25 protein-coding genes and 1 tRNA gene are annotated in these 24,620 nt (G+C 72.2%); 14 read left to right on the plus strand and 12 right to left on the minus strand.

What is annotated here, in order from left to right; all coding sequences use genetic code 11:
• Nucleotides 1–56: 56 nt before the first annotated feature.
• Both ACFV57_RS28450 and ACFV57_RS28455 read right to left on the minus strand, forming a co-directional pair.
• The gene (locus tag ACFV57_RS28450; RefSeq protein WP_385238129.1) at nucleotides 57–2,597 is read right to left on the minus strand and encodes an ABC transporter permease; all 2,541 of its coding nucleotides are present in this window, start codon (nucleotides 2,595–2,597) and stop codon (nucleotides 57–59) included.
• A 46-nt stretch (nucleotides 2,598–2,643) separates the two neighbouring features.
• Entirely contained in the window at nucleotides 2,644–3,423 is a 780-nt protein-coding gene (locus ACFV57_RS28455) for an ABC transporter ATP-binding protein (protein ID WP_385238130.1), read from the minus strand.
• A gap of 429 nt (nucleotides 3,424–3,852) precedes the next feature.
• Here ACFV57_RS28455 and ACFV57_RS28460 point away from each other — a divergent pair.
• A tRNA-Leu gene (locus ACFV57_RS28460) sits at nucleotides 3,853–3,934 on the plus strand.
• An 84-nt stretch (nucleotides 3,935–4,018) separates the two neighbouring features.
• Here the strand turns inward: ACFV57_RS28460 and ACFV57_RS28465 are convergent.
• Nucleotides 4,019–4,546, minus strand: coding sequence for an STAS domain-containing protein (locus ACFV57_RS28465; protein ID WP_385238132.1), 528 nt, complete (start codon nucleotides 4,544–4,546; stop codon nucleotides 4,019–4,021).
• 376 nt (nucleotides 4,547–4,922) lie between these two features.
• On the opposite strand from ACFV57_RS28465, the gene ACFV57_RS28470 reads away from it, so the two are divergent.
• The 5 genes from ACFV57_RS28470 (at nucleotide 4,923) to ACFV57_RS28490 (ending at nucleotide 7,674) form a co-directional block, all read left to right on the plus strand.
• Complete coding sequence (locus tag ACFV57_RS28470; protein WP_385238133.1) at nucleotides 4,923–5,213, plus strand: hypothetical protein; 291 nt, start codon at nucleotides 4,923–4,925, stop codon at nucleotides 5,211–5,213.
• A gap of 350 nt (nucleotides 5,214–5,563) precedes the next feature.
• Nucleotides 5,564–5,971 carry a rodlin gene (locus tag ACFV57_RS28475; RefSeq protein ID WP_385238135.1) on the plus strand — a complete coding sequence of 136 codons (408 nt, stop codon included), beginning with the start codon at nucleotides 5,564–5,566 and terminating at the stop codon, nucleotides 5,969–5,971.
• A gap of 285 nt (nucleotides 5,972–6,256) precedes the next feature.
• Nucleotides 6,257–6,490, plus strand: coding sequence for a chaplin (locus tag ACFV57_RS28480; RefSeq protein WP_385238136.1), 234 nt, complete (start codon nucleotides 6,257–6,259; stop codon nucleotides 6,488–6,490).
• A 236-nt stretch (nucleotides 6,491–6,726) separates the two neighbouring features.
• Nucleotides 6,727–7,041: a hypothetical protein gene (locus ACFV57_RS28485; RefSeq protein ID WP_385238138.1), complete on the plus strand. Its 315-nt coding sequence runs from the start codon at nucleotides 6,727–6,729 to the stop codon at nucleotides 7,039–7,041.
• 225 nt (nucleotides 7,042–7,266) lie between these two features.
• Entirely contained in the window at nucleotides 7,267–7,674 is a 408-nt protein-coding gene (locus ACFV57_RS28490; RefSeq protein WP_385238139.1) for a rodlin, read from the plus strand.
• A gap of 90 nt (nucleotides 7,675–7,764) precedes the next feature.
• Here the strand turns inward: ACFV57_RS28490 and ACFV57_RS28495 are convergent, their stop codons facing one another.
• A complete protein-coding gene (locus tag ACFV57_RS28495) occupies nucleotides 7,765–7,938 on the minus strand; it encodes a hypothetical protein (RefSeq protein ID WP_385238141.1) in 174 nt (57 codons plus the stop codon).
• A gap of 213 nt (nucleotides 7,939–8,151) precedes the next feature.
• Here ACFV57_RS28495 and ACFV57_RS28500 point away from each other — a divergent pair, with 213 nt between their 5' ends.
• Both ACFV57_RS28500 and ACFV57_RS28505 read left to right on the plus strand, forming a co-directional pair.
• Nucleotides 8,152–8,556, plus strand: coding sequence for a rodlin (locus ACFV57_RS28500; protein WP_385238142.1), 405 nt, complete (start codon nucleotides 8,152–8,154; stop codon nucleotides 8,554–8,556).
• Between the two features lie 258 nt (nucleotides 8,557–8,814).
• On the plus strand, nucleotides 8,815–9,690 hold the full coding sequence (locus tag ACFV57_RS28505) for a Bax inhibitor-1/YccA family protein (RefSeq protein ID WP_385238144.1): 876 nt from the start codon (nucleotides 8,815–8,817) through the stop codon (nucleotides 9,688–9,690).
• A gap of 117 nt (nucleotides 9,691–9,807) precedes the next feature.
• Here ACFV57_RS28505 and ACFV57_RS28510 read toward each other — a convergent pair whose 3' ends face one another.
• Nucleotides 9,808–10,035: a DUF4287 domain-containing protein gene (locus ACFV57_RS28510; protein WP_003984087.1), complete on the minus strand. Its 228-nt coding sequence runs from the start codon at nucleotides 10,033–10,035 to the stop codon at nucleotides 9,808–9,810.
• Between the two features lie 110 nt (nucleotides 10,036–10,145).
• Here ACFV57_RS28510 and ACFV57_RS28515 point away from each other — a divergent pair, with 110 nt between their 5' ends.
• A complete protein-coding gene (locus ACFV57_RS28515) occupies nucleotides 10,146–10,448 on the plus strand; it encodes a hypothetical protein (protein ID WP_385238146.1) in 303 nt (100 codons plus the stop codon).
• A 31-nt stretch (nucleotides 10,449–10,479) separates the two neighbouring features.
• On the opposite strand, the gene ACFV57_RS28520 is transcribed toward ACFV57_RS28515, so the two are convergent.
• The 3 genes from ACFV57_RS28520 to ACFV57_RS28530 all read right to left on the minus strand — a co-directional run bounded on the left by ACFV57_RS28520 (nucleotide 10,480) and on the right by ACFV57_RS28530 (nucleotide 14,371).
• Nucleotides 10,480–11,391, minus strand: coding sequence for a hypothetical protein (locus ACFV57_RS28520; RefSeq protein ID WP_385238147.1), 912 nt, complete (start codon nucleotides 11,389–11,391; stop codon nucleotides 10,480–10,482).
• Nucleotides 11,392–11,821: 430 nt separating this feature from the next.
• Nucleotides 11,822–13,042 (minus strand): acetyl-CoA C-acetyltransferase, encoded by a 1,221-nt coding sequence (locus tag ACFV57_RS28525; protein ID WP_385238149.1) that lies wholly within the window; start codon nucleotides 13,040–13,042, stop codon nucleotides 11,822–11,824.
• A 315-nt stretch (nucleotides 13,043–13,357) separates the two neighbouring features.
• Nucleotides 13,358–14,371, minus strand: a complete 1,014-nt coding sequence (locus ACFV57_RS28530) for an SGNH/GDSL hydrolase family protein (protein WP_385238151.1) — start codon at nucleotides 14,369–14,371, stop codon at nucleotides 13,358–13,360.
• Nucleotides 14,372–14,655: 284 nt separating this feature from the next.
• Here ACFV57_RS28530 and ACFV57_RS28535 point away from each other — a divergent pair, with 284 nt between their 5' ends.
• Nucleotides 14,656–16,047 (plus strand): cystathionine beta-synthase, encoded by a 1,392-nt coding sequence (locus ACFV57_RS28535; protein WP_385238152.1) that lies wholly within the window; start codon nucleotides 14,656–14,658, stop codon nucleotides 16,045–16,047.
• Nucleotides 16,048–16,385: 338 nt separating this feature from the next.
• Here the strand turns inward: ACFV57_RS28535 and ACFV57_RS28540 are convergent, their stop codons facing one another.
• The 4 genes from ACFV57_RS28540 to ACFV57_RS28555 form a co-directional block, all read right to left on the minus strand.
• Nucleotides 16,386–16,808 (minus strand): hypothetical protein, encoded by a 423-nt coding sequence (locus tag ACFV57_RS28540; protein WP_385238154.1) that lies wholly within the window; start codon nucleotides 16,806–16,808, stop codon nucleotides 16,386–16,388.
• 10 nt (nucleotides 16,809–16,818) lie between these two features.
• Nucleotides 16,819–18,330, minus strand: coding sequence for a purine-cytosine permease family protein (locus ACFV57_RS28545; RefSeq protein WP_385238155.1), 1,512 nt, complete (start codon nucleotides 18,328–18,330; stop codon nucleotides 16,819–16,821).
• Between the two features lie 225 nt (nucleotides 18,331–18,555).
• Nucleotides 18,556–19,086: a cysteine dioxygenase gene (locus ACFV57_RS28550; RefSeq protein WP_385238157.1), complete on the minus strand. Its 531-nt coding sequence runs from the start codon at nucleotides 19,084–19,086 to the stop codon at nucleotides 18,556–18,558.
• A gap of 11 nt (nucleotides 19,087–19,097) precedes the next feature.
• Entirely contained in the window at nucleotides 19,098–19,991 is an 894-nt protein-coding gene (locus tag ACFV57_RS28555) for an amidohydrolase (protein ID WP_385238158.1), read from the minus strand.
• 168 nt (nucleotides 19,992–20,159) lie between these two features.
• Between ACFV57_RS28555 and ACFV57_RS28560 the strand changes: the two genes are divergently transcribed.
• The 4 genes from ACFV57_RS28560 to ACFV57_RS28575 all read left to right on the plus strand — a co-directional run bounded on the left by ACFV57_RS28560 (nucleotide 20,160) and on the right by ACFV57_RS28575 (nucleotide 24,615).
• Nucleotides 20,160–21,176 carry a LacI family DNA-binding transcriptional regulator gene (locus tag ACFV57_RS28560; RefSeq protein WP_385238160.1) on the plus strand — a complete coding sequence of 339 codons (1,017 nt, stop codon included), beginning with the start codon at nucleotides 20,160–20,162 and terminating at the stop codon, nucleotides 21,174–21,176.
• 152 nt (nucleotides 21,177–21,328) lie between these two features.
• Entirely contained in the window at nucleotides 21,329–22,855 is a 1,527-nt protein-coding gene (locus ACFV57_RS28565; protein WP_385238161.1) for an aromatic amino acid lyase, read from the plus strand.
• Between the two features lie 142 nt (nucleotides 22,856–22,997).
• Nucleotides 22,998–23,915 carry a MurR/RpiR family transcriptional regulator gene (locus tag ACFV57_RS28570; RefSeq protein WP_385238163.1) on the plus strand — a complete coding sequence of 306 codons (918 nt, stop codon included), beginning with the start codon at nucleotides 22,998–23,000 and terminating at the stop codon, nucleotides 23,913–23,915.
• A 112-nt stretch (nucleotides 23,916–24,027) separates the two neighbouring features.
• Nucleotides 24,028–24,615, plus strand: a complete 588-nt coding sequence (locus ACFV57_RS28575; protein WP_385238164.1) for a hypothetical protein — start codon at nucleotides 24,028–24,030, stop codon at nucleotides 24,613–24,615.
• Nucleotides 24,616–24,620 lie beyond the last annotated feature (5 nt).

Here is a 24,620-nt window from a genome sequence, read left to right on the forward strand (position 1 = left end):
GTGCCCGGACCGCGCGCTGCGGTCCGGGCACCGGGGCCCCGTCGTGCCGGCGTCCGCTACTCGGCCTTGATCGCCGCCAGCATGTTCAGCCGCGCGGCCCGGCGGGCCGGCCACAGCGCGGCCAGTACGCCGACCACCGCGGCGAGCGCCAGGAAGAGGCCCATCCGGCCCCACGGGAGCACCAGCTCGTAGGTGCCCATCGAGCTGCCGATCAGCTCACCGGCCGCCCAGCCGAAGAAGACGCCCAGGCCGATGCCGAGGACCCCGCCGAACAGCGCGATCACCAGCGACTCCAGCCGCACCATCCGCTTGACGCCGGCCCGGTCCAGGCCGATCGCCCGCAGCATGCCGATCTCCTGCGACCGTTCGAAGACCGACATCGCCAGGGTGTTGACCACGCCGAGCACCGCGACGACCACGGCCATGGCGAGCAGCCCGTAGAGCATGTTCAGCAGCAGGTTGATCATCTTCGCGATGCCCTCGGACACGTCCTGCTTGTCCTGCACGGAGATCGCCGGGTTCTTGCCGAGCGTCTCGACCAGCGAGTCCTTGGCCGCCTCGGACGCGCCGCCCTTCGTCTTGACCATCACCTGCCGGTCGGCGGGCTGCTTCTGGTGCGGGGTCAGCACGGAGGTGTCGAGCAGGATGCCCCGCAGCATGTCGTTGCCCTCGAAGACACCGGAGACGGTGAGCCGCCCCTTCTTGCCGTCCTCGAAGGTCGTCTCGAAGGACGAGCCGACCTGCCAGCCGTGCTGCTTCGCGGTAGCGCTGTCGACGACCGCCCGGTTCGCCTTCGGGGCGCCGAGCCCGTCGAGGGAGCCCGCGGTGAACTTCAGGTTCGTCAGCTCGCCGATCGCCTTGCCGTCGACCCCGGTCAGGGGCTCCGACTCGCCGCCGATCCGGGCGTCGGCCCGGCGCAGCGGGCTGGACGCGGTGACCTCGGGGTCGGCCGCCAGCTTCTTCGCCACGTCGGGGGAGAGCGGGCCCATGGTGGCCATGCCGACGACGTAGTCCGCCTTCAGGGAGTCGGTCGCCATCTTGTCGATGCCCTTTTGGACACTGCCCGCGATCACGGTCAGGCCGGTGACCAGGGTCAGGCCGATCATCAGGGCGGAGGCCGTGGCGGCCGTACGGCGCGGGTTGCGCACCGCGTTCTGCCGGGCCAGCTTCCCCGAGACGCCGAAGGCACGCAGGACGGGCGCGACGGCCGCGATCAGCGGGCGGGACAGCAGCGGGGTCAGCACGAAGACACCGATCAGCAGCAGCCCGGCGCCGAGCGCCATCAGGCCCTTGCCGTCGGCGCCGATCGCGGTGGCGCCCAGCACACCGGCGGTGCCCGCGGCGGCCAGGACCGCGCCGATGGCGTTGCGGACGACCAGGGACCGGGTGGTCGCCGCGGCGTGCACGCTGTTCATCGCGGCGACCGGCGGGATCTTCGCGGCGCGGCGGCCCGGCAGCCAGGCGGCGAGCACCGTCACCACGGTGCCCACCAGCAGCGAGACGACGATGGTGGAGGGGGCGACGACCAGCGGGCCCTCCGGAACGGTGCCGAGGGCGCCGGTCAGCGCGCGCAGCCCGGCGCCGATGCCGATACCGGCCAGCAGACCGGTGACGGCGGCCACCGCGCCGACCACGAACGCCTCGATGAGCACCGAGCGGGTGACCTGGCGGCGGCTGGCGCCCACCGCGCGCATCAGGGCCAGTTCCTTGGTGCGCTGGGCGACCAGCATGGTGAAGGTGTTGGCGATGATGAAGATGCCGACGAAGAGCGCGATACCGGCGAAGGCCAGCAGGCCGGTCTTCATGCTGTCCATGCTCTTGGCGATCATCTCGGCCTGGTCGTCGGCCATCTTCTTGCCGGTGACGGACTCGGCGGTGTCCGGCAGCACCTTGTCGACCGCCGACTTCAGCGCGTCCTGGGACGTGCCGGGCGCGGCCTTGACGTCGATCTCGCTGAACTCGCCGGGCGCGCCGAACAGCTTCTGCGCCGTCGCGGTGTCGAACAGCGCGAGGCTGCCGCCGGAGGTGACCGCGCCGTCGTCGGTGGTGAAGATGCCGGAGACCTTCATCTCGCGGACCGGGCCGTCGACGGACAGCCGTACGGTGTCGCCTGCCTTGTAGCCGGCCTTCCGGGCGGTCCCGGAGTCCAGCGCGACTTCGTGCGCTCCCTTGGGGGCGGTGCCGGACGCCATCGGGAAGCGGGCGTCCTTGCCGTCGGCGCCGGGGTAGTAGTTGCGGCCCTGGGAGCTGGCGCCGTTGCCGGCGAGCTCGCCCTTCTTGTCGGCGATGGCGGTGAACCCGTCGACGGTGCCGGTGGCGCCGGCCGCGCCGGGGACCTTGCCCGCCTTGTCGAGCAGTGCCTGGCTCAGCCCGGGGGCCTTGCCCGGATTGGCGTCGGCGGCGTCCGAGCGGTGCGGCGAGACGGCCACGTCCACGCCGGAGAGACCCTTCTGCGAGCTCTTCTGCGTGGCGTCGGAGAGGGTGGAGGTGAAGACCAGGGTGCCGGAGACGAAGGCCACGCCGAGCATGACGGCGAGGACGGTCATCAGCAGCCGGGCCTTGTGCGCGAGCACGTTGCGCAAGGCGGTTCGGAGCATTGTCAGTCCTGTGGGAGTGGGGCGGTGAGCTGGCTGCTGGTGCCGGTCAGCTGACCCGGCCCCTGGCGTCGAAGCCCTTCATGCGCTCCAGCACCCGGTCGGCGGTCGGGTCGGCCATGTCGTCGACGATCCGGCCGTCGGCGAGGAAGATCACGCGGTCCGCGTACGCCGCCGCCACCGGGTCGTGCGTCACCATCACCACGGTCTGGCCCAGTTCCCGTACGGAGTTGCGCAGGAAGCCCAGCACCTCGGCGCCGGAGCGGGAGTCGAGGTTGCCGGTGGGCTCGTCGGCGAAGATGATCTCGGGCCGGGAGGCCAGTGCGCGGGCCACCGCGACGCGCTGCTGCTGGCCGCCGGAGAGCTGGTTCGGCCGGTGCTTGAGGCGCCCGGACAGGCCGACGGTCGTGACGACCCGGTCCAGCCACTGGCGGTCGGGCTTGCGGCCCGCGATGTCCATCGGCAGCGTGATGTTCTCCAGCGCGGTCAGCGTCGGCAGCAGGTTGAACGCCTGGAAGATGAAGCCGATCTTGTCGCGGCGCAGCCGGGTCAGATGCTTGTCCTTCAGGCCGTTCAGCTCGGTGTCGCCGATGAGGGCCGAGCCGCGGGATATGGCGTCCAGCCCCGCCATGCAGTGCATCAGGGTCGACTTGCCGGACCCGGAGGGGCCCATGATCGCGGTGAACTCGGCCTGCCGGAAGTCGACGGACACCTGGTCGAGCGCGACCACCTGGGTCTCGCCCTGTCCGTAGACCTTGGTGAGATCCGTGGCGCGTGCGGCCACCGTGGCGCGGGTGGCGGTGGGAACGCCGGAGTGGGTGGTGGTCACGGGAAGGGACTCCTGTCGAACGTCGGGACCGTGGGGGCTGCCGGTGAAAAAGCCGCCCGTTCCATCGTGGGGGCGGTGCCGGTACGGCAACGTCAGCCCTTGAGGCGGTCCTGGGGGAGCCCTGGGGCGTAGCGCGGGGCCGGTCGGTCATCCCTGGGTATGACGGCGACCCTCGGTGGCGGGGGGCGGGAAGGGCGCTCGCGGGGGCGCGCGCCAGGCATCGAGTTTCCGTCAATCCGGGCACGTTTCGCGGCAGCCGCCGGAACGGCGGGGGTGGGCCGCAGGCATGTGCCCAAGGCCCGTACCAGTCGCTGATGACCCCTCAGTTGCCAATAAAATAAGACAACCTCGGGAAGACGGACCCCTGTTCAGACGGTACTGCGGGCTAGGCTCGTGCTGCCCCCTTTGAGGCGGCATGGGGGTTCCCAGGCCCGGATGGTGGAATGCAGACACGGCGAGCTTAAACCTCGCTGGCCTTCGGGCCGTGCCGGTTCAAGTCCGGCTCCGGGCACAGTACTTGGGCGTCGGCGGACGGCCGGCGCGTGGGGCGCGCGGGCGCCCGGAGTGGTCCGGCCCCGGCGGCCTGCCGGAGCGGTTACTTCCGATCGTGGAACCGGTGCGTGTGTGCGTCACCGCTCTTGACGTCATCGGTCTTGATGTCGCCTTCGTCCCTGTCGTCCGGCCCGCCGCCGTCGGGGCTCGCGGGCGCGGCACCGTCGGCGGACGCCGCGGCACCGCCGGGCGGCCAGACCGGACGGATCTCCGGCGGGACGGCGGCCAGCGCGTGCCCGACGGTCGGGAAGCAGGCCAGCGCGTCCACGGCCCGGGTGACCAGGAGGACGTGCAGGACGCGCACCCCCAGGGAGGCGAGCAGCAGCCGCCCGTTCATGCGCCGGCACAGCCATTCCAGGGCGAGCAGGCAGTTCAGGCCGCGGGAGTCGCAGAACCGCAGCGCGGTCAGGTCCAGCACCAGGAACCGGTGCCCCGCCGCGATCACGGCCCCGGACTCGTCCAGGAACTGCCGCTCCGCGTGCACGTCCAGCTCCCCGGCCACCCGGAGCACCGCGCACTCCTCGGCGTCGACGACCGTGGTGATCGTCAGGCGCCGCCTGCCTTGGGACATCGCTCCTCCACGTGTGCACCCGGACGCGGCCGGGCTGCCGGGGCGGATTCCCCGCTACTGCCCAGTGTGCCGGGCGGCGCGTCCGTCCCCCCGGCGCCGGTCCGCTCCGGGCGGCGCGCCCCTGCCGCCCGGGCCGTCGGGAGCCGCCCCGTGTGGGGGCGGGAGGCGCCCCGTACCGCGGGGCACGGCCGCATTCGGCGCACCGTGCGAATGCGTGCGGTCGCGGATAGCGCAAGCATTTCCACGGGGGAAACGCTGGTGCTGCAAATGGTCGCACTTCGGACCCGAACAGATATATCACATGGCAGCGCGTGTTCGATCACATGCGGGGCGGTAGACATCCGATGTCACATTTCTGCGCACGAGGAGAGAAAGCATGCGCAAGTTCATCGGTCGTACCGCCGGCTCGGTCGCCATCGCCGCCCTTGCCATCGTCCCGCTCTCGGGGATGGCCTCCGCTGCGTCCTGGGACGACGCGCCGCGGCTCACCGCCGGCAGCAACTGCGGTGCCAAGTACGGCAAGTTCCACTGTGACCGGGTGCACAAGGAGCACAACGAGTACAACGACAACAAGGCGTACACGTACAACGACAACGACACGTACAAGTTCAAGTACAAGAAGAACGTCACCAAGGTCGGCCTGGCGATCGGCAACGTCGAGCAGTGAGCCGGCTGCCGCGGGACGGGCGAAATCCCGTACCGCCGTCACGCTGAAGACCGGGAAAGGCCCCGCGGATCGCGGGGCCTTTCTCTGTGTGGCGGGATTATGACAGCCCGCAAGCGGAAAGACACGGTGAGCACAGCCGGCCGTGGTTTCGCTCATTTACGCGAGGCCGGCACCGGGCGGACGGTCTCGGGAGCGCTGTTCGCCATGCCCCACTCCCAGTCACCCCGGCAGTGCGGTGATATGTGTCTACGGTTTCGTGGCATTCGGGTGAACCGGCGAAACTGAACTGGCGGCCACGAGTTGTCCAGGACGCTCCGGAAACGGGCACTCCGCTTCGAGAAGGGTGAATCGTGATCAAGAAGTTCCTGGCCACGACGGCCGTAGCTGCGTCCATCGTCGGCGTTTCGGCCATGGCGGCTCCGCAGGCCATGGCGGTCGGTGACGGTCGCGGCACGTCGACGGCCAACGGCAACGGCGCGGAGCAGGCGTTCGGCAACTCCAGCACCGAAGGCGACATGGCCCCGCAGCTGAGCCTGATCGACGGCACGCTCAACAAGCCCTGCATCGGTATCCCGATCGACGCCAACCTGCAGTCGATCGTCGCGCTCGTCAACGTCGGCATCCTGCAGGACGTCCTGTCCTCGCCGCAGAAGCAGCAGTGTGTCGAGAACTCGACGCAGTCCAAGGGTGACGAGCCGCTGTCGCACATCATCGACAAGCTCCCGCTGCTGTCCGAGAACGGCGTCAACAACAGCTGAGCCGGGCAGTCGTAAAAGGCCCGGGACGTCGGTTCTCTCCTCCTGAACGAACCGGGCCTTTGCGCTTTGTGAAAAGCGCGCGCAGTACCTGCATTACCACTCTTCTGGCTGGGCCCCGCGCTGAACCATATGGGCGATTCCTCGTGAAAATCGACTTCGCGGGAGTTTCGTCGGCGCGGACGAATCGTTAGGCATATTGGTAGCGGTGTTACGGGTGATCTTGAGGGTGCCCGTGCGGCACGAAGGACGTGACCGTTTCGGACTCCGCTGCGGAAAGGGCTGAAAGTGAAGTACGCGAAGGTTGCCGCAGTCGCTGCTGGAACGCTCATGGCGGTCGGGGCCGCCACCCCGGCGTTCGCCGACGCCGGCGCCTCGGGCGCCGCCCAGAACTCGCCCGGCGTCATCTCGGGCAATGTCCTGCAGATCCCGGTGCACATCCCGGTCAACCTCTGCGGGAACTCGATCGACATCATCGGTCTGCTGAACCCGGCGTTCGGCAACACCTGTGTGAACGACTGACGTACCGCGTCGGACGGGTAGCAGAGGATGCAGCGAAAGGCCCCGGCGCGCCAGCCACGCGTGCCGGGGCCGATCGCCGTTCGAGGGGCCCAGAAGCGGTGAAACCAGCGGAGTTTCTCTTTCGGGCCGGCATCGTTAACCACTGAAAAAGCGGTGATCCGGGCAGTGCCGGAAAGATCGCGCGGCGAGTTCGGCCGCGGCTGCGGGCATCACCGCTCAGGAAAGGACAGCTGAAAGTGAAGTACGCGAAGACTGCCGCGTTTCTGGCCGGTTCCGCCATGGTTCTGGGAGCGGCGTCCCCCGTTTTCGCCGGCACACAGGGGCAGGTGCCGAGTTTCAGCCTGAACGGTGGCCTCACGGACGCCCTGAGCAACAAGCAGCTGGACGGCCGGCAGCTGGACCCGGTGGTCGAGACGGTCGAGGGCACGGCCGAGGGACTGCAGAAGTCCAAGGCCACCAGGAAGCTGCTGAAGACCGTCGGGGACGTCACCGAGAAGACGCCGGGACTTCGGGGTGTCGAGGTGGCCAAGCCGGCCGGAAAGCGCGGATAGCGCCCGGCCCGCGGATATGCCGCCGGGCGGTGCGCCGGCCGGGACGCGGCCGATTCCCGGGGAGCCGCGAAAGGCACCGCGGGGCCGGGGCGCCGGCCGCAGCCACAGCTGTTGCGCTCAGTTGTGTGCCACATCATTTGAGTGATGTAGCAAAACCATGCTCGTCACACCGAGTTGTTCAGATCGCCCCGGGTAAAGGGCATCCCGAAACGCGAAGGATCAAACATGATCAAGAAGGCGCTGGCAACGGCAGCCACGGCTGCTTCCTTTGTCGGTATCGCGGCCGCCGCCGCCCCGCAGGCGGTGGCCGTCGGTGACGACCGTGGGGTCAGTACGGTCAACGGCAACGGTGCGGCCCAGACCTACGGCAACTTCGCCACGGCGGGGAACATGAGCCCGCAGTTCGCGCTCATCCAGGGCTCCTTCAACAAGCCCTGCATCGCCCTGCCGGCCAAGGCCAACCTGCAGTCGATCGTCGCGCTGGTCAACGTCGGCATCCTGCAGGACGTGCTCTCCTCGCCGCAGATGCAGCAGTGTGTCGAGAACTCGACCCAGGTCAAGGGCGACGAGCCGCTGTCGCACCTCATCGACAAGCTCCCGGTGCTGTCCGCCAACGGAAACAACAATCAGTGACGGAACCCGTCGCTGCGTGAAACCGGGGCCGGGGCCTGCGGTGCCGTCGACCGGCATCGCAGGCCCTTTCGCGCGCACCGCCGGCCCGCCTCAGGCGGGCTCCTGCGGGCTTTCCAGCAGGTCCCTGCGCAGACTCATCAGCGCCTCGAAATCGGCGAGCCGCGCAAAGCGGCCCAGTAGTACATCGACGTCCACGTCGTCACCGCGGCGCACCGCGTCCACGATTTCCTCTTTCACGCGCATCGCGTCCATGGGGGCGGCCATGCCAGAACCCTTGCCCTTTCGTTATTCGGCGGACCGGGAGAAGCGTCCCCTGGAGAACCGTGCGACAGCCGACACGGAAGAGTGGAATTACGGGTCCGGGAACTGGAATGTCGATCTGTTCGGGTGATGATGCGCAACTTTCTCAGCCGTGACCGGTTGTTGCTTACAGGGCTCCCTTCGTCATGGGAGTTCATTTCCTGAAGGGGTTTCGAGATGAACAAGATGATGGCGAGCGTGGCGGTTGCCGCGTCTCTGATCGGTGTCTCCGCGGCCGCGGCTCCGCAGGCCATGGCAGTGGGGGACGACCGCGGTACGGCGACGGCCAACGGAAACCACGCGGGCCAGGCGTTCGGCAACGGCGGCACCGAAGGCGACATGAGCCCGGACGCCACGCTCATCGGCGACTCGCTGAACAAGCTGTGCATCGGCATTCCGGTCGACGCCAACCTGCAGTCGATCGTGGCCCTGGTCAACGTCGGCATCGCGCAGGACATCCTGTCCTCGCCGCAGAAGCAGCAGTGTGTCGAGAACTCGACGCAGGGCAAGGAGGACGAGCCGCTGTCGCACCTCATCGACAAGCTGCCGCTGCTCTCCCAGAACGGCGTCAACAACGAGTGACCCGTCCGGCGGCCGGCCACCGGCCGCCGAAACCCGTCGAGGGACCGCACGCCGCCCGCGTACGGTCCCTCGACGGCGTCCGGGCACCTTCTCGCCCTCCCGTACGTCCTACAGGGGAGATCCACTGGTGGGAATCGTCCCCGTGCGGGGTTGATCACCCGAAGTTGCGGTGAAGATCCTGCTCAAGAACTAGAACGTGCTTTTGCCAAGCCATTACCCTTGTGGGAAGGCCGCGCACGGCGGCCATGGAGGAGTGAGATGAGGAGCAGCAACCCGGTCTTCTCGCGACGGGGGTTCAGCCGCGACAACAACGGCTACGCGGGCTTCAACGCGCCGCCGCAGGCCGGGGGCCCCGCAGCGAACCCTTACGCCGGAACGAACCCGTACGCCCAGGGCGGCAACCCGTACGCCCAGGGCCCCACCGACGCATCCGCGCAGGGCACCCAGGCACCGCAGTACGCGCCGCAGACCACCCGCCCGATGACGATGGACGACGTCGTGCTGCGCACCGGCATGACGCTCGGCACGGTCATCGCCGGTGCGGCCGTCGGCTGGATCTTCCTGACGCAGAGCCTCGGCTTCGCCATCGGCGCCGGGCTGATCGCGATGGTGCTGGCGTTCGTCCAGTCCTTCAAGCGCAAGCCGTCGCCGGCCCTGATCCTGACCTACGCCGCCTTCGAGGGCCTGTTCCTCGGCGCGCTCAGCGGCGCGATCAACGATCTGCCGAAGCTCAGCGGCGCGCCCATGCAGGCGGTGATGGGCACCATGGCGGTCTTCGTCGCCATGCTCGTCGCCTACAAGACCCGCATCATCCGGGTCACCGCCCGCTTCACCCGCTACCTGATGATCGCGCTGCTCGGCTTCGTGCTGCTGTCGCTGGTCAACGTGCTGTTCATGGCCTTCGGCGGCGGTGACGGCCTCGGCTTCCGCAGCGGCGGCATGGGCATCCTGTTCGGTGTCGTCGGCGTCGTGCTCGGCGCGCTGTGCCTGGCGCTGGACTTCAAGCAGGTCGAGGACGGCATCGCGTACGGCGCGCCGCGCGAGGAGTCCTGGCTGGCCGCGTTCGGCCTGACCGTGACCCTGGCGTGGATCTACATGGAGCTGCTGCGGCTGATCTCGATCCTGAGGGACTGAGGTCCGCCGGAGGGCCGGCCGCCGTCCGTGCGGCCGGCGCCCGGCGCGGTGACGTGACGAAGGGCCCGTGGGGAGTCTTCCCCACGGGCCCTTCGGCGTTCACCCGGGCGGGCACGGCTACAGCTTGCGCGCGGCGCGCCTGAGGTCGTACTCGTGCACGATCGCCTTGGCGTGCCCGTAAGCGAGGTTGTGCTCGCCTCGGAGCCAGCTGACCTTCTCCTCGAAGCGGAAGAGAGCGGGGCCTTCATCTACCGTGCGAAGCCAGTCGGAGACTTCACGGCCGGTGCAGTGGGGGATGCGGGAGAGCAGGTTCCGGTGGGTCTCTTCGGAGAAGAGTTGAGACATCGGCGCCTCCGGACGCGTTCGATGCTGGTCCTTCAGCCCACCGTGCCTGACCGTTGGGGTGTTGGCAACCACCCGGGAGTGGCGCATAAGCTCGGCCTGTGCTTGACGTGATGCCTTTGCAGACTGCCGTGGACGCCCTCGCCGACCGCCTGCGGGCGCTGCCGCAGAGCACCCTGGCGCGCGGTTCGGCGGCCGAAGCGCTCGCGCTGGCGCGCGAGTTGGCGGGCCGTGCGGAGCGTATCGAAGAGCCCGGACGGGAGCCGCGCGCGTTCCCGGACGCGGGGATGTTCGCGGTCGGTGACCAAGTGGCGGTGGCCGGGCACGACTTGGTGGAGGCGGTGCGCGCCGCGGGCGACGAACGGGAGCTGGCGTCGGCGGTGGAGCTGGTACGGGGGGCCGCGGTGCGGTGCTGAGGCCCCCGGTGGGCTGCTTCCGGCCGGATTCTCAGAGGGACGCGATGACGCGGTCCGCGAGAATGTAGACACTCTCGTCGGCGGCCGGGCCCCAGGAGAACGTCAGGGCGTACGCGCCGGAGATGCCGGAGCCGCCCAGCAGGACCGGGGTGCTGCCCTCGCGCAGGGCCGCGGCGACGCGCTCGGCGGTCTCGCGGTGGCCGGGCGTCATACAGACCGTGGTGCCGTCGGCGAAGACGTACACGTCCAGGGTGCCGAGCGGGCCGGGGCGCACGTCCGAGAGCGGGGTGCGGTCGCGGGCCAGCTCCTCCAGGCGGTTGACGGTGCGCTCGTGGTCCCCGACGGCGGGGGACGGGGTGAAGTCCGGGTGCGAGGGGTGGCGCCGGCGGGCGGCGGCCAGGTCGGCGGCCTCGGCCTCCTCGGCCGTCTCGCTCTCCAGCGCGTCCACCGGCTCCAGGGCGCCCGGCCCGTCGGCGGCGTGCAGCGCGTCCGGGCCGAGCAGCGGCTCCAGCCCGGCCAGGTCCGCCTGCCGGGGCAGGAAGTACGGGTCGTCGAGGCGCTCGTGCGGATCGAGGTGGTCGGTGCCGCCGTCCAGCGGGCCCAGCAGGGACGGGGCGTCGGCGGCGTCCCGGGCCTCCTGGGCGGCCCAGAAGGCGCGGGCCTCGGCCAGTTCGCGTTCCCGTTCCTCGGCCAGCGCGTCGGCGACGGCGGCCCGTATGTCGGCGAGCGCGTTCTCGGCGGCGGGGGTGGCGCGGGCGGCGGGGATGACCGCCGCGGCGACCTGCGCCCGCGCCTCGGCGCGGGCCTCGGCGTGCGCGGCGAGCAGCTCGGCGCGCAGCGCCGTGACCTGGCGGCGCAGCCCGTGGGCGGTGTGCAGGGCGGCCGCTCCCAGAGCCACGGCGGCAGCCGCGGCCAGCAGCAGGGCAAGGGTGATGGCGCTCACTGACGTACTCCCATTAGCAGAATGTCCCCCGACTTCCTACATCAGGCTGCCGGTCGTCGGCGACCGGTCCCAGTGCCCCAGGTCCTTGAAAGGACAGGGATTTGGGCCTCGTACGTTCGAGTGACACCGCGCTGACCTGCGGGAACGCTGTTCCGTGGGGGGTTTGGTCACAATCGTGGGGGATCTTTGATCGCGATCCAGTCAACTGGTGATCCAGATCACCGATTGTCGCTCTGCGTACGTCAGTTGGGACTCAGGGTGCGCGTGTGGCGCCTCTGGGGGACGTACGGCCGCGTAGGGACACGGACGGTGGCGGGAGCGTGCCGGCCGTGCGGCTCCGGGCGGTCGGCACGGGACGGCCGTACCCGCCGGGCGGGAGTCTCCGGGGCAGGGCGCCGTCCGCCGGGGGCGGCGCCCTGCCCCGCCGGGGTCAGCTCAGGCGCTCGATGACCATGGCCATGCCCTGGCCGCCGCCCACGCACATCGTCTCCAGGCCGAACTGCTTGTCGTGCCACTGGAGGGAGTTGATCAGGGTGGTGGTGATGCGCGCGCCGGTCATCCCGAAGGGGTGGCCGACGGCGATCGCGCCGCCGTTGACGTTCAGCCGGTCCAGGTCGATGCCGAGGTCCCGGTACGAGGGGATCACCTGGGCGGCGAACGCCTCGTTGATCTCGACCAGGTCGATGTCGGAGATGCCCAGGCCCGCGCGCCGCAGCGCCTGCTTGGACGCCTCGACCGGGCCGTAGCCCATGATCTCCGGCGACAGGCCGCTGACGCCGGTGGAGACGATCCGGGCGAGCGGCGTCAGACCCAGCTCACGGGCCTTGGTGTCCGACATGACGACGAGCGCGGCGGCGCCGTCGTTGAGGGGGCAGCAGTTGCCCGCCGTCACCAGGCCGTCGGGGCGGAAGACCGGCTTGAGGCCCTGTACGCCTTCGAGGGTGACGCCCGCGCGCGGCCCGTCGTCCTTGCCGACCACCGTGCCGTCCGGGGTGGTCACCGGCGTGATCTCGCGCTCCCAGAAGCCGTCCTTGATGGCCTTCTCGGCGAGGTTCTGGGACCGGACGCCGAACTCGTCCATGTCCTGGCGGGTGATGCCCTTGGCGCGGGCCAGGTTCTCGGCGGTCTGCCCCATCGCGATGTACGGGTCGGGCAGCAGGCCGTCCTCGCGCGGGTCGTGCCAGTCGGCGCCCTCCTGCTCGGCCCGGCCGGCCGTACGGGCCTCCGCGTCGGCGAACAGCGGGTTGTGGGTCTCGGGCATGCCGTCCGAGGTGCCCTTCACCGAGCGCGAGACGGTCTCGACACCGGCCGAGATGAAGACGTCGCCCTCGCCGGCCTTGATGGCGTGCAGCGCCATGCGGGTCGTCTGGAGGGAGGAGGAGCAGTAGCGGGTGACCGTACAGCCGGGCAGGTGGTCCATGCCCATCTGCACGGCGACGATGCGGCCCAGGTTGTGGCCCTGCTCGCCACCGGGCAGGCCGCAGCCGAGCATCAGGTCGTCGATGTCCTTCGGGTCCAGGGCCGGGACCTTGGCGAGCGCCGCCCCGATGATCTCGGCGGTCAGGTCGTCCGGGCGCACGTCCTTCAGAGAGCCCTTGAAGGCGCGTCCGATCGGGGAGCGGGCGGCAGAAACGATCACGGCTTCGGGCATGACGGCTCCAGAGGAAGGACTGGCAGGGCTGTGGGGGAAGTTACCCGGACGTAGGGCGAAGGTCACGGGGGCGGGGTTGTGATGCGGGACTCTTTTCTAAGCGGGTGCTTATCGCTGCGCTCGGCCGGCGGGGAGCGTGGTGCGCGCAGGGGTGTCCGCGGGCCCGTTGCGCTTGCGGCGGGCGTCCTCAAGCGCCGGACGGGCTGTATCGCTTCGCTCGTCCTCAAGCGCCGGACGGGCTGGAATTGAGCGGACGGGCTGGAATTGAGCGGGCGGGGCGCCGCTGGGAGGCGCCTCAGGACCGGCCTGGACCGCTCACTCCCTCGCCCGGCTCGCCCCCGCTTCGGATTCCGCCGGGTCCGGGGTGGGGATCTGGCGCCGCCGGCGGTGCTTGAGGAGGGCCCACGGGGCGCGGGTGGGGGTGACTTCGGTGCCGCCCTCGTCGGCGGCCTGGGCGGCGGCCTCGGCGACCGGGAGGATGCCCTCGCGGCGGTGCGGCTCCGGGTGCTCCTCTTCGGGCCACAGGCCCAGCGCGGCGCAGAGGGTGGGCAGGACGGCCATCGCGGCGGTGGCGTAGCCCTCGGCGGAGGGGTGGTAGTTGTCGGGGCCGAACAGTTCGCGGGGGTGGGCCTCGAACTCGGGGCCGAGCAGGTCGCCGAGCGAGACCGTACGGGCGCCGTGCGCCACCACCCCTATGGTCTGCGCGGCGGCGAGCTGCCGGGACAGGCGGCGCGCGACCCAGCGCAGTGGCTGGTAGACGGGCTCGATGGTGCCCAGGTCGGGGCAGGTGCCGACGACCACGGCGCAGCCGGCCGCGCGGAGCCGGCGGACCGCGTCGGAGAGCAGGCGCACCGAGCGGGCCGGCGGCATCCGGTGGGTGACGTCGTTGGCGCCGATCATGATGACGGCGACGTCGGGCGTGGGGCCGGGCGCCGCGAGGACGAGGGTGACCTGCCGTTCGAGGTCGTCGGACTGGGCGCCGGGCAGCGCCACGTTGTGCAGGTCGACCGGGAGCTCCGCGACGGCGGCGAGGCCGGAGGCGAGCAGCGCGCCCGGTGTCTGGCGGGGGCGGTGCACGCCCTGGCCCGCGGCCGTGGAGTCGCCGAGGAAGCCCAGGCGCAGTGGGGGGCGGTCGGTGCGGTGGGCGAAGGCGGAGCCGTAGCGGCCGTCCGCGCTGGGCGGTACGGCGCTGGAGCCGCCGACCGTACGGCGGGCGAGGCGGACCTCGGTCACCAGCAGGCCGACACCGGCCACGCCGAGCAGACCGATCCCGCCGCCGCCCACCGCGGCGGCGGCGGCGATCCGCCGTGCCACCCTCGCCCTGGACATCGTCATCGGCATAGGCCGGGCACCTCCCCGTGCAGTGCGTGTGGAACGCGGTGTGAAGTGGCTGGTGGATGGAGTCGGGCCGGAGCCGGGACCGGTACGAGAGCCGGGGGCGCGGGCGGGTCGCGGGGCCTGGGACGGACGTCGTGGTGGCGGGAAAGAGAAGCCGTACACCAAGGTGGTGCCCCGTCGGGCGGGCCGCGCAACGCGCGGCGACTCCATGAGGGGCGGGCAATAGGCTGGTCGGATGGGCGCAGGACAGCGCGCCCCCGACAGCGGAGACCACCGTGCAGTTTTACGAATCCATGATCGAGCTCGTCGGCAACACCCCGCTGGTGAAGCTCAGGAACGTCACTGGAGGAATCCAGGCGACCGTTTTGGTGAAGGTCGAGTACTTCAACCCGGGCGGGTCCGTGAAGGACCGGATCGCCGTACGGATGATCGAGGCCGCCGAGAAGTCCGGGGAGCTGAAGCCGGGCGGCACGATCGTCGAGCCGACCTCGGGGAACACCGGGGTGGGCCTGGCGATCGTGGCCCAGCAAAAGGGCTACAAGTGCATCTTCGTCTGCCCGGACAAGGTGTCGACCGACAAGATCAACGTGCTGCGGGCGTACGGCGCCGAGGTGGTGGTCTGCCCGACGGCGGTGGACCCCGAGCACCCGGACTCGTACTACAACGTCTCGGACCGGCTCGTCCGTGAGACGCCCGGCGCCTGGAAGCCGGACCAGTACAGCAACCCGAACAACCCGCGCTCGCACTACGAGACGACCGGTCCCGAGCTGTGGGAACAGACCGAGGGAAAGATCACTCATTTCGTCGCGGGCGTGGGCACCGGCGGCACGATCAGCGGCACCGGCCGGTATCTGAAGGAGGCCAGCGAGGGCCGGGTGAAGGTCGTCGGCGCCGACCCGGAGGGCTCCGTCTACAGCGGCGGCTCGGGCCGCCCGTACCTGATCGAGGGCGTCGGTGAGGACTTCTGGCCGAGCGCCTACGACCGGACGGTCGCGGACGAGATCGTGCCCGTCTCGGACAAGGACGCGTTCCAGATGACCCGGCGGCTGGCCAAGGAGGAGGGCCTGCTGGTCGGCGGTTCCTGCGGCATGGCGGTCGTGGCGGGCCTGGAGGTCGCCGGGCGGCTCGGCCCGGACGACGTGGTCGTCGTCCTGCTGCCGGACAGCGGGCGCGGCTACCTCAGCAAGATCTTCAACGACGAGTGGATGGCGGACTACGGCTTCCTGGAGGACGCCGGTCCGGCGGCGCGGGTCGGCGACGTGCTGCGGCACAAGGAGGGCGCGCTGCCCTCGCTGGTCCACATGCACCCCGAGGAGACGGTCGGCGAGGCCATCGACGTGCTGCGCGAGTACGGCGTCTCGCAGATGCCGATCGTCAAGCCGGGCGCCGGGCACCCGGACGTGATGGCGGCGGAGGTCGTCGGCTCGGTCGTGGAGCGGGAGCTGCTGGACGCGCTGTTCGCGCAGCGCGCGTCGCTGACCGATCCGCTGGAGAAGCACATGTGCCCGCCGCTGCCGCAGGTCGGCTCGGGCGAGCCGGTCGGTGACCTGATGGCGGTCCTGGAGAAGGCGGACGCGGCGATCGTGCTCGTCGAGGGCAAGCCGAAGGGTGTGGTGAGCCGGCAGGACCTGCTGGCGTTCCTGGCCCGTGAGGCGAAGCAGGGATAGCGGCCTGTGTGCGGCGGGGGGTCGTTTCCAAGGTTGCGTTTGCACCGAGGACAGCCGGCGTCAAGTGACCGTCAGGAAACGGGCGGGCGCCGCAAGGTGTACGTATGCGTCACGTGCTCGCAGCACGGGCTTAACACTGACCGGGCACAGTGGTGACGGTGGCGATACGGACTTCCGGAGCGGCTCCCGGACCTTCCGCAGATCGCCCGGGACGCGACGACCGGCCCTGACCCGGTCCGCGTCCCCCCGCGGGGACCGCCGTCGTCCCGCCCCCGGCCCCGGCCGGGGTGCGGCGGTCCCCGCGCAACCACCCGGCCGCCGCCCGCGGGCGGGCCGGGTCACTCCCACCCGTCCGCGTCCCGCTCGCGCTGCTCGCGCGGGCGCTTGAAGAAGCCGGACGTGTGGACCGCGTTCACGCCGACGATGCCGGCCCAGCTGACGATCAGCCCGATGAGGCCCGAGTTGACCGCGCCGATCGCGGACAGCGGGACCGCGAGGACCAGGGAGACGGTGGCGAAGCCGAAGCGCTCGCCGAAGCCGTTGCCGTCGCCGGGCGCGCGGCGCGGGCGGGGTGGCTGCGCGCCGCGCGCCACCTGTATCTGCTGCTCGGCGAACTGCCTGCGCACCCGTTGGTCGACGGTCTTGTCGAGCTTCTCCAGGAAGGACTCGACCAGTTCGGACTCGTACTCCGGCCCCAGCTCTTTGCGCGTCTGGAGGGTCGCGTCGAGTTCTTTCCTCAGCTCGGGGTCATGGGTAGCCATAGTGCCGAGATTACGGACGGGGAGCGGGCGGCGCGGTAGGGCTATCCCCCGAATCGGCGGCCGTGACAGGGGCCGTGGCGGCGTCCGCGGCGGGGGCCGGTGCGGGGGCAGCCGTGGGGGCAGCCGTGGGGGAGCCGCCGGGGTCCGCCGCCGGGGCGGGCGCGACGCGTCCGGTGTCGTTGCGGGTGACGGTCCAGTACAGGGCGGCGGGTACGGCCAGGCCGACGAGCCAGGAGATGTCGGCGCCGCCGAGCGGGGCCACCAGCGGGCCGGTGTAGAAGTGGGTGGCCAGGAAGGGGAACTGGGCCAGCACGCCCGCCACGTACACGGTCAGTGCCCGGCCGTTCCAGGCGCCGTAGCGGCCGGTGGGATCGCTGAGCGCCGGGATGTCGTAGCGCTCCTTGGAGATCAGGTAGTAGTCGACGAGGTTGATCGCCGACCACGGGGTGAAGAAGGTCAGCAGGAACAGCAGGAAGTCCTTGAACGAGGTGAGGAAGGAGTCCTTGCCGAGCAGGGCGACGGCGGTGCCGGCGAGCATGATGCCGGTGATGTAGGCGGCCCGGCCGTGCGGCGTGAGGGTGCGGCGGCCGCGGAAGCCGCTGACGCTGGTGACCAGCGACATGAAGCCGCCGTAGGTGTTCAGGACGTTGATGGTGAGCTTGCCGAGGGCGATGACGAAGTACAGCGCCGAGGCGATCAGGCCGGTGCCGCCGAGGGAGACGAGGTAGGAGACCTCATGGCCGACGAACGCGGCGGGGGCCGCGGCGGCGGCGAGCGCGCCGAAGGTCATCGACCACTGCGATCCGAGGACCGAGCCGGACAGCGTCCACCAGAAGGTGGCGCGGGTGGAGGTGTGCCGGGGCAGGTAGCGGGAGTAGTCGGCGACGTACGGGCCGAAGGCCAGCTGCCAGGAGGCGGACAGGGAGACGGCGAGGAGGAAGAGGGGGAAGGAGAAGGACCGGTCGTGCAGGAGTACGGCCAGGTCGACGCGCTCCAGCAGACGGGCGCCGAGGTAGAGGAAGGCCAGTGCGCACACGACGCTCGCGACCCGGCCCAGGACGTGGATGAGCCGGTAGCCGACGGCCGCCGCGACGCCGGTGACCGCGGCGAAGACGACGATGCCCGTCGTGTCGCCCAGGTGCGTCAGCTCGCCGACCGCCTGCCCGGCCAGGACCGTGCCGCTGGCGAAGAAGCCGATGTACATGACGATCACCAGCGCCAGGGGCACCACCGCGCCGCGCACCCCGAACTGGGCCCGTGAGGAGATCATCTGCGGCAGGCCGAGGCGCGGTCCCTGGGCGGAGTGCAGTGCCATGACCGCGCCGCCCAGGAGGTTGCCGAGCAGCAGGCCGGTCAGGGACCAGAAGGCGTTGGCGCCGAAGACGACGGCCAGTGCGCCGGTGACCACGGCGGTGACCTGGAGATTGGCGCCGAGCCACAGGGTGAACTGGCTGACGGGCGTGCCGTGGCGTTCGTCGTCCGGGACGACGTCGATCGAGCGCTGTTCCACCACTGCCGCCATCGGCCGCCTTCTTCCGCGCATCGGCTGTATGAGTTCATGCAGGATCGATGCGGGTGAATGGAAAAATCAATACCCCGGACCGCAAAAAGTGGAACACGGACCTCCGGGCGCGGCTCCGGACGTGGTCCCGGGCGGAGGTCCGGCCCCGGCCCCGGACGCGGCCCCGGACGCGGCCCCGGACGCGGCCCCGGGAACGGCCGTACGGGAGTCCGCGCGGGCGGCGGGCTACAGGGGGCGCAGCTCGTCCGCGTACGAGACGGAGAGCCGGCGCATCAGACCGTCCTCGGTGATGGCGTACTGCCCGAGCCGCCACAGCGGCGGCGAGTAGGCGTGCAGGGAGACCGTGTCGTCGGTGGCGCCGGTGAGGCGGTGGATGTGGTCCGGACCGAAGCAGAAGGAGGCGCCGGCGCGCACCGCGGTGGCCAGGTGCGCGCCGCCGATGCGCGGATTGGACTCGGTCAGGACGCCCTGGACGACCCGCACCGCGCCGGACGACAGGTCGTGGTCGTGCCAGCCGGTGTCGTTGCGCCGGGTCCAGCACAGCAGCCAGACGTCGACGTAGGTGTCCCGGTGGAGGGAGGCGTAGTGCCGCTCGGCGTCCGAGAAGGCGACCTCGCCGCGCCAGAGGCCGGGCGCCCCGGCCAGCCGCTCGACGAGCGTGCGCAGTTCGCGCTTGCCGAGGTTGCGGCCGGGAAGGGCGGCGAAGAGCTCGGGGACGTCGTGCGGCGCGGGTGCCGCGGTGGCCTCGGAGGACATGTGCGGGCTCCTTACGCCGGGCCGAGGAGGCGGGCGGGGTTGGCGGTACGCAGGGCGTGTACGGCCGCGGCGCCCAGGTCGGGCAGGTCCGGGGCGGCGTACGGGCGGTCGCTGCCGCTGACGACGGCGTCGATGCCGACGGCGCGGACGACCGCGTCCACGGCGCGGGTGCCGTAGGAGGAGGTTTCGTAATAGACGTCGGGGTCGACGCGTCCGCGGTCCCCGCCGCGCGCGGCCAGCCGTTCGCCGTGCAGCGGGGCGAGGCCCGCGAGGGCGGCGAAGCAGACGCGCAGGCGCGGGTGGCGGGGGCGGCCGAAGGCGCGGAAGGCGAACCAGGCGGCGTGCAGCTGCTGGAGGTACGGGACCAGGGCGGGCCACCACGGAGGGCCGCCGGGCGGGGGCGGCGGCGCGGGGCCGGGGTGGACGAACAGGGGCTTGTCCAGGCGGGCCGCGGCGTCGAGGAGCGGGGCGCGGCGCGCCCATCCGGTGGCGTCGAGCAGGGCGGTGGCGGGGAGTTGGAGTCCGGCGCAGCCGCGGCGCAGCAGGCGTACGACGGGGGCGGGGTCGGGCGCGGGGGCGGACAGACACGGCGAGGCCCAGACGCCGAAGGGTGCGGGGAGGGCGAGCGCGCCCTCGTGGAAGGCGTCGAGCAGCGGGGCGGCCTCGGCGGGCGGCAGGTATTCGACACCGAGGGGGCTGGAGAGGGAGAGCAGGGCCCGGTCGAGTCCGTCGCCGCGGGCCAGCTCCGTCCGGGTGCTGGGGTCGTGGTCGGCGGGGGCGACGGCGTACGGGGGCTCTCCGGGCAGGTGCAGCGTCCAGCCGTCCAGGCGGGGCGGTGCGTCACGGGTGCGCAGCAGATCGACGAACTGCGGTGGCCACAAGTGCTGATGGACGTCGGCGGGCACGGGATTCCTCCCGCGATCGGGAGAGGTTAACCGCTTCAGTGATGCGATTAAGTGAAGCGATTAACCGGAGCGGCTGTCAAGGGAACGGCGGGGGCGGCCACGCGCGCCCGGCGGCGGGCGCCCGGTTCAACGCGCGGCCCGCGCGCGGGCCTTGGGTAGGCTTCCGGCATGGCCAGGCCCCGTAAGCGCACCACTCTCCGCGAGGTGGCCGAGGCCACCGGGCTCTCCACCGCCGCCGTCTCCTACGCACTGCGCGGCACGCACGTCTCCAAGGAGACCGAGGAACGGGTGCGCAAGGCCGCCGCCGAACTCGGCTACGAGGCGGACCCCATCGCCCGCGCCCTGGCCAGCGGCCGGACCAGCATGGTCGGCGTGCTGGCGGGCGACCTCCAGGACCTGTGGCAGCAGCAGTTGATGGCGGCGATAGGGCGGGAACTGCTCGCGGGCGACCGCTACGCGCTGATCCTCGACGCGGGCGGCGACCCGCAGCGCGAACTCGCTCTGGCCAAGCAGCTGCGCGACCAGCGCGTGGACGGCCTGTTGGTGTCACCGGTCGACCCGTCGGCGGCGGGCTGGGCGCAGATAGCCGAGGCGGTGCCGGTGGTGTCCATCGGCGATTCGCTGCGCCGCGCCCGTACGGCCGGTGAGGTGCTGTTCGACAACCGCGCCGGGATCGACGCCGTACTGGAGTACCTCACCGCACTGGGCCACCGCCGGGTCACGGTCCTGACGCCCACCGGACCCTCCACCCCGGACCGCCCCGCCGACGTGTACGTACGGGAAGCGGCGGGGCGGCTCGGCATCGCCGCCGAAGTGCTGCCGTGCGCCCAGGAGCTGGGCGAGGCGACGGCGGTCGCGCGGCGCGTGCTGCGCGGCGGCGAGACGGACGGGGCCCGCTCGACGGCGGTGTTCTGCTTCTCCGACTCGATCGCGTACGGCGTCTACGCGGCGGCGGCCGAGGCGTCGCTGAAGGTCGGCCGGGACATCTCGGTCGTCGGCTTCGACGACCACCCCGTCTCCCAGGTGCTCACCCCGGCCCTGACGACCCTGGACTGGGGGCTGGCCGGCATCGCCAAGGAGGCGGCGCGGCTGGCCGTCGCGGCGATCGAGGGACGGCGGGTGCGGCGCAAGCGGATGCTGTGCGCGCCGCGGCTGAGCGAGCGGGGGTCGGCGGTGGGGGTGTGAGGGCGCGGGGGCGGGGTGCCGCGCCGGCTGGGGGCCCGGCGCGGACGGACGGCCGGGCACCGGCCCCTTGCCCATGCTGTATATGGTCATGCAGAGTCATGGGTGAGTGAATAGAAGCGCCCGCGAGACCGTCAGGGAGGGAGCCGCGCACCATGCCGTCCCGGACTCCGGCCCAGGTCGGGCGGCCCGGCCGCACACCCGGGGACGCGGTCCCCGCCGCGCGGCCGTCCGTCCCCGCGGTCGTGCTCGACGGGCGCGGGCTCGGCGTGGCGGCGATCGCGGGCCTGGCGGACGGCACGGCCCGCCCCGCCCCCCTCGACCCCAAGGACCTGGCGTACGCCGAGGAGTCCTGGCGGACCGCCCGCCGCCTCGCCGCGACCGGCCGGGTCTACGGCCGCAGCACCGGCGTGGGCGCCAACCGCTGCGAGGACGTGACCGCCGACGGCGGGCACGGCCTGCGCCTGCTGCGCAGCCACGCCGGGGCGATCGGCGCTCCGCTGCCCGCCCGCGAGGTGCGCGCCATGCTCGCCGTGCGCGCCAACCAGCTGCTGGCGGGCGGCGCCGGACTGCGGCCCGAGGTGATCACCGCGCTGGCCGAGGCGCTGGCGAGCGGCGCGTACCCGGTCGTCAACGAGTACGGCGCGGTCGGCACCGGAGACCTCGCGGCACTCGCCCAGGCCGGGCTGGCACTGGTCGGCGAACACCCCTGGGCCGGCGGCCGCCCGCCCGGCCCCCTCACCCTGGACGGCAACGACGCGCTCGCCCTCATCAGCAGCAACGCCCTCACCCTCGGCCAGGCCGCCCTCGCCCTGGACGGGCTGCGGCGCCTGCTGGCCGCGGCGCTGCCGGTCGCCGCGCTGTCCCTGCTCGCGGTCGGCGGCTCCCACGAGCCGTTCGCCGAGCCGGTCGTCCTGGCCCGCCCGCACCCCGGATCGGCCGCCGTCGCGGCCCGGATGCGGGAGCTGACCGGCGCCGCGGCCCGGCCCGCGCCGCCGCTGGGCCGCATCCAGGACCCGTACGGCTTCCGCTGCATCCCACAGATCCACGGCCCCGCGCTGGACGCCGCCGACGCCCTCGAACGGGTCCTCGCCGTCGAGGTCAACGCCGCGGCCGAGAACCCCCTCATCAGCGTGGCCGACCAGGCCGCCTACCACCACGGCAACTTCTACGCCGCCCACCCGGCCCTCGCCCTGGACGGCTTCCGGCTCGCCGTGCTCCAGACCGCGCTGCTGTCCACGGCCCGCCTCGCCGCGCTCTCCGAGCCGGACCTCACCCGGCTGCGCCCGTTCCTCGGGGACCAGGCCCCGGCCAGCTCCGGCGTGATGATCCTCGAATACGCGGCCGGGGCCGCCCTCGGCGAACTGCGGGCCGCCTCGCAGCCCGCGTCCCTGGGGCACGCGGTCCTCTCCCGCGGCGTCGAGGAACAGGCCAGCTTCGCCTCCCTCGGCGCCCGCCAGACGCTGCGCGCCTGCGTCACGTACCGGCGGGTGCTCGCGTGCGAACTCGTCGCGGCCGTACGGGCGTTGCGGCAGCGTTCGCTGGAGCCCGAGCCGGGCGTGCCGGCGGCCCGCGCCTTCGCCCTGGCCGCCGGGGCCCTCGACGCGCGGATGGCGGACCGGCCGCTGACACCGGACGTGGCGGTGGCGGAAGACCTGCTGGACGGGCTGGCAGCCCTGTGAAGCGGGCGGAAAACGACGGGGAGCGCGTCCCGATTACGTACAGTCGGGCGGCGGGACGGCGGACGCGCGAGATGCCGCCCCCTGCGAGCAGGAACGACACGAAGGCCGGGAGCACGGCCGCGAACACGGCCGGGAGGCAGCGATGAACGGGGACGGCGGCGAGGACCGCGGCGGCACGGCGGCGGACGCGGGAGCCGAAGGGGCGCCCCTGCCCGGCCCCGGCGCCGCCACCGGCACGGCGGCGCGCCTCCAGAAACTCTTCGAAGGGCACCGCCTCACCCCGACCCAGCGGCGCATCGCGCACTGCATGGTGCGCCGGGCCGCCGACGCGCCCTTCCTGTCCAGCGTCGAACTCGCCGAACTGGCCGGGGTCAGCCAGCCCTCCGTGACCCGCTTCGCGGTCGCGCTCGGCTTCGACGGCTACCCGGCGCTGCGCAAGCACCTGCGCGAGGTCGCGCCCGCCCCGGCGGCGCGCGGCACCGGCACGTACAACGAGTACCAGCAGGCCGTGCAGGCCGAGATCGACAACCTGCGCCACCTGGCGGCGGTGCTGGCCGACCCCGGCCCGGTGGTCCGGGCGGGACGGCTCTTCGCGGTCTCCCGGCCGCTGCCGGTCCTCGGCCTGCGCGCCGCGACCGCGCAGGCCGCCGGCTTCGCGTACTTCGCCCGCAAGGTCCACCCGGACGTCCGGCTGCTCGACGAGGGCGGCACGATGCTCACCGACCGCATCGACGCGGCGGTGCAGGCGGGCGCGAGCACCCTGCTGTGCTTCGCGCTGCCGCGCCACCCGCGCGAGGTCGTGGACGCGCTGGAGTACGCGCGGGCCGTCGGCCTGACCGTCGTCACCGTCGCCGACAGCGCTTTCGCGCCGGTCGCCCGGCACACGGACCTGCTGCTGCCCGCCGCGGTCGGCACCGGCCTCGCCTTCGACACGGCCTGCGCGCCGATGCTGCTCGGCCGGGTGCTGCTGGAGGCCATGTGCGACGCCCTGCCGGACGCGCAGGCGCGGCTGGAGGAGTTCGACGCGAAGGCGGCGGAGCGGGGACTGTTCGTGGAGTGAGCCGCCCGCCCCACCGGCGCCCCGCCCGCCTCACGGAATTCTCAGACGGGCTGGCTAGCATCCGCCGCCGTGAAGTGAATCCGTAGCCGGATCGTGGTGCGAGGAGGATGTCGTGGGTCGCGGGGCTGTTGCGCTGGCGCGGGTGGCGGTGCTGCTGCGGGCGCCGGCCGGGTGGCTGTGGTGGCCGGGACTGCTGGCCGCCGGGGCCGGCGTGCTGGTGCCGGGCAGCCTGACCGGGCGGCGGATCGGGGTGTTCGCCGGGGCCGCGCTGTTCGTCGTCGCCGCGTACGTGGTCTTCGCGGTGCGCCGCAAGCGGTACGCCCAGCTGGCGAAGGCGGCGTCCCGGGCCGGGAAGTCGGCGGTCCTCCAGGACCGGGCCGTGACGCTGCGGGTCTGGCGGCGCGCCCACCGATGGTGGCTGCTCGTGGCGTTCCTGGCGGCGCTCGGCTCCTCGTTCGCGCTGCCCGCGGCGGGCGGGATGCTGCTGGCCGGCGCGGGGCTCGGGCTGTGGGCCAAGGCCCTGTGGCTGGGCCGCTGGGAGCACGGGCACGACGCGCTGCTGTGGGTGCGTACGGAGGCGGCCGTACGGGGCGGGCCCGCGGGCCGGGACGTGCGCGGCTACCTGACGACCGGCGTCGCGGCGAAGGACGCGCGGCCCGGAGGGGCGAAAACGGCGCGCCCGAAGGCCGCGCGGGCCTGAGCGGA

The sequence above is a fragment of the Streptomyces sp. NPDC059788 genome, assembly GCF_042732265.1.
Taxonomy (GTDB): Bacteria; Actinomycetota; Actinomycetes; order Streptomycetales; family Streptomycetaceae; genus Streptomyces.

Excerpts from the sequence above, each read along its gene's own strand:
- ACFV57_RS28530 (WP_385238151.1), bottom strand. The coding sequence starts at position 14,371 with ATGTCCAGGGCGAGGGTGGCACGGCGGATCGCCGCCGCCGCCGCGGTG.
- ACFV57_RS28510 (WP_003984087.1), bottom strand. The coding sequence starts at position 10,035 with ATGTCTCAACTCTTCTCCGAAGAGACCCACCGGAACCTGCTCTCCCGC.
- ACFV57_RS28465 (WP_385238132.1), bottom strand. The coding sequence starts at position 4,546 with ATGTCCCAAGGCAGGCGGCGCCTGACGATCACCACGGTCGTCGACGCC.
- ACFV57_RS28515 (WP_385238146.1), top strand. The coding sequence starts at position 10,146 with ATGCCTTTGCAGACTGCCGTGGACGCCCTCGCCGACCGCCTGCGGGCG.
- ACFV57_RS28490 (WP_385238139.1), top strand. The coding sequence starts at position 7,267 with ATGATCAAGAAGGCGCTGGCAACGGCAGCCACGGCTGCTTCCTTTGTC.
- ACFV57_RS28545 (WP_385238155.1), bottom strand. The coding sequence starts at position 18,330 with ATGGCGGCAGTGGTGGAACAGCGCTCGATCGACGTCGTCCCGGACGAC.
- ACFV57_RS28550 (WP_385238157.1), bottom strand. The coding sequence starts at position 19,086 with ATGTCCTCCGAGGCCACCGCGGCACCCGCGCCGCACGACGTCCCCGAG.
- ACFV57_RS28565 (WP_385238161.1), top strand. The coding sequence starts at position 21,329 with ATGCCGTCCCGGACTCCGGCCCAGGTCGGGCGGCCCGGCCGCACACCC.
- ACFV57_RS28570 (WP_385238163.1), top strand. The coding sequence starts at position 22,998 with ATGAACGGGGACGGCGGCGAGGACCGCGGCGGCACGGCGGCGGACGCG.
- ACFV57_RS28525 (WP_385238149.1), bottom strand. The coding sequence starts at position 13,042 with ATGCCCGAAGCCGTGATCGTTTCTGCCGCCCGCTCCCCGATCGGACGC.
- ACFV57_RS28495 (WP_385238141.1), bottom strand. The coding sequence starts at position 7,938 with ATGGCCGCCCCCATGGACGCGATGCGCGTGAAAGAGGAAATCGTGGAC.
- ACFV57_RS28500 (WP_385238142.1), top strand. The coding sequence starts at position 8,152 with ATGAACAAGATGATGGCGAGCGTGGCGGTTGCCGCGTCTCTGATCGGT.
- ACFV57_RS28470 (WP_385238133.1), top strand. The coding sequence starts at position 4,923 with ATGCGCAAGTTCATCGGTCGTACCGCCGGCTCGGTCGCCATCGCCGCC.
- ACFV57_RS28505 (WP_385238144.1), top strand. The coding sequence starts at position 8,815 with ATGAGGAGCAGCAACCCGGTCTTCTCGCGACGGGGGTTCAGCCGCGAC.
- ACFV57_RS28560 (WP_385238160.1), top strand. The coding sequence starts at position 20,160 with ATGGCCAGGCCCCGTAAGCGCACCACTCTCCGCGAGGTGGCCGAGGCC.
- ACFV57_RS28540 (WP_385238154.1), bottom strand. The coding sequence starts at position 16,808 with ATGGCTACCCATGACCCCGAGCTGAGGAAAGAACTCGACGCGACCCTC.
- ACFV57_RS28450 (WP_385238129.1), bottom strand. The coding sequence starts at position 2,597 with ATGCTCCGAACCGCCTTGCGCAACGTGCTCGCGCACAAGGCCCGGCTG.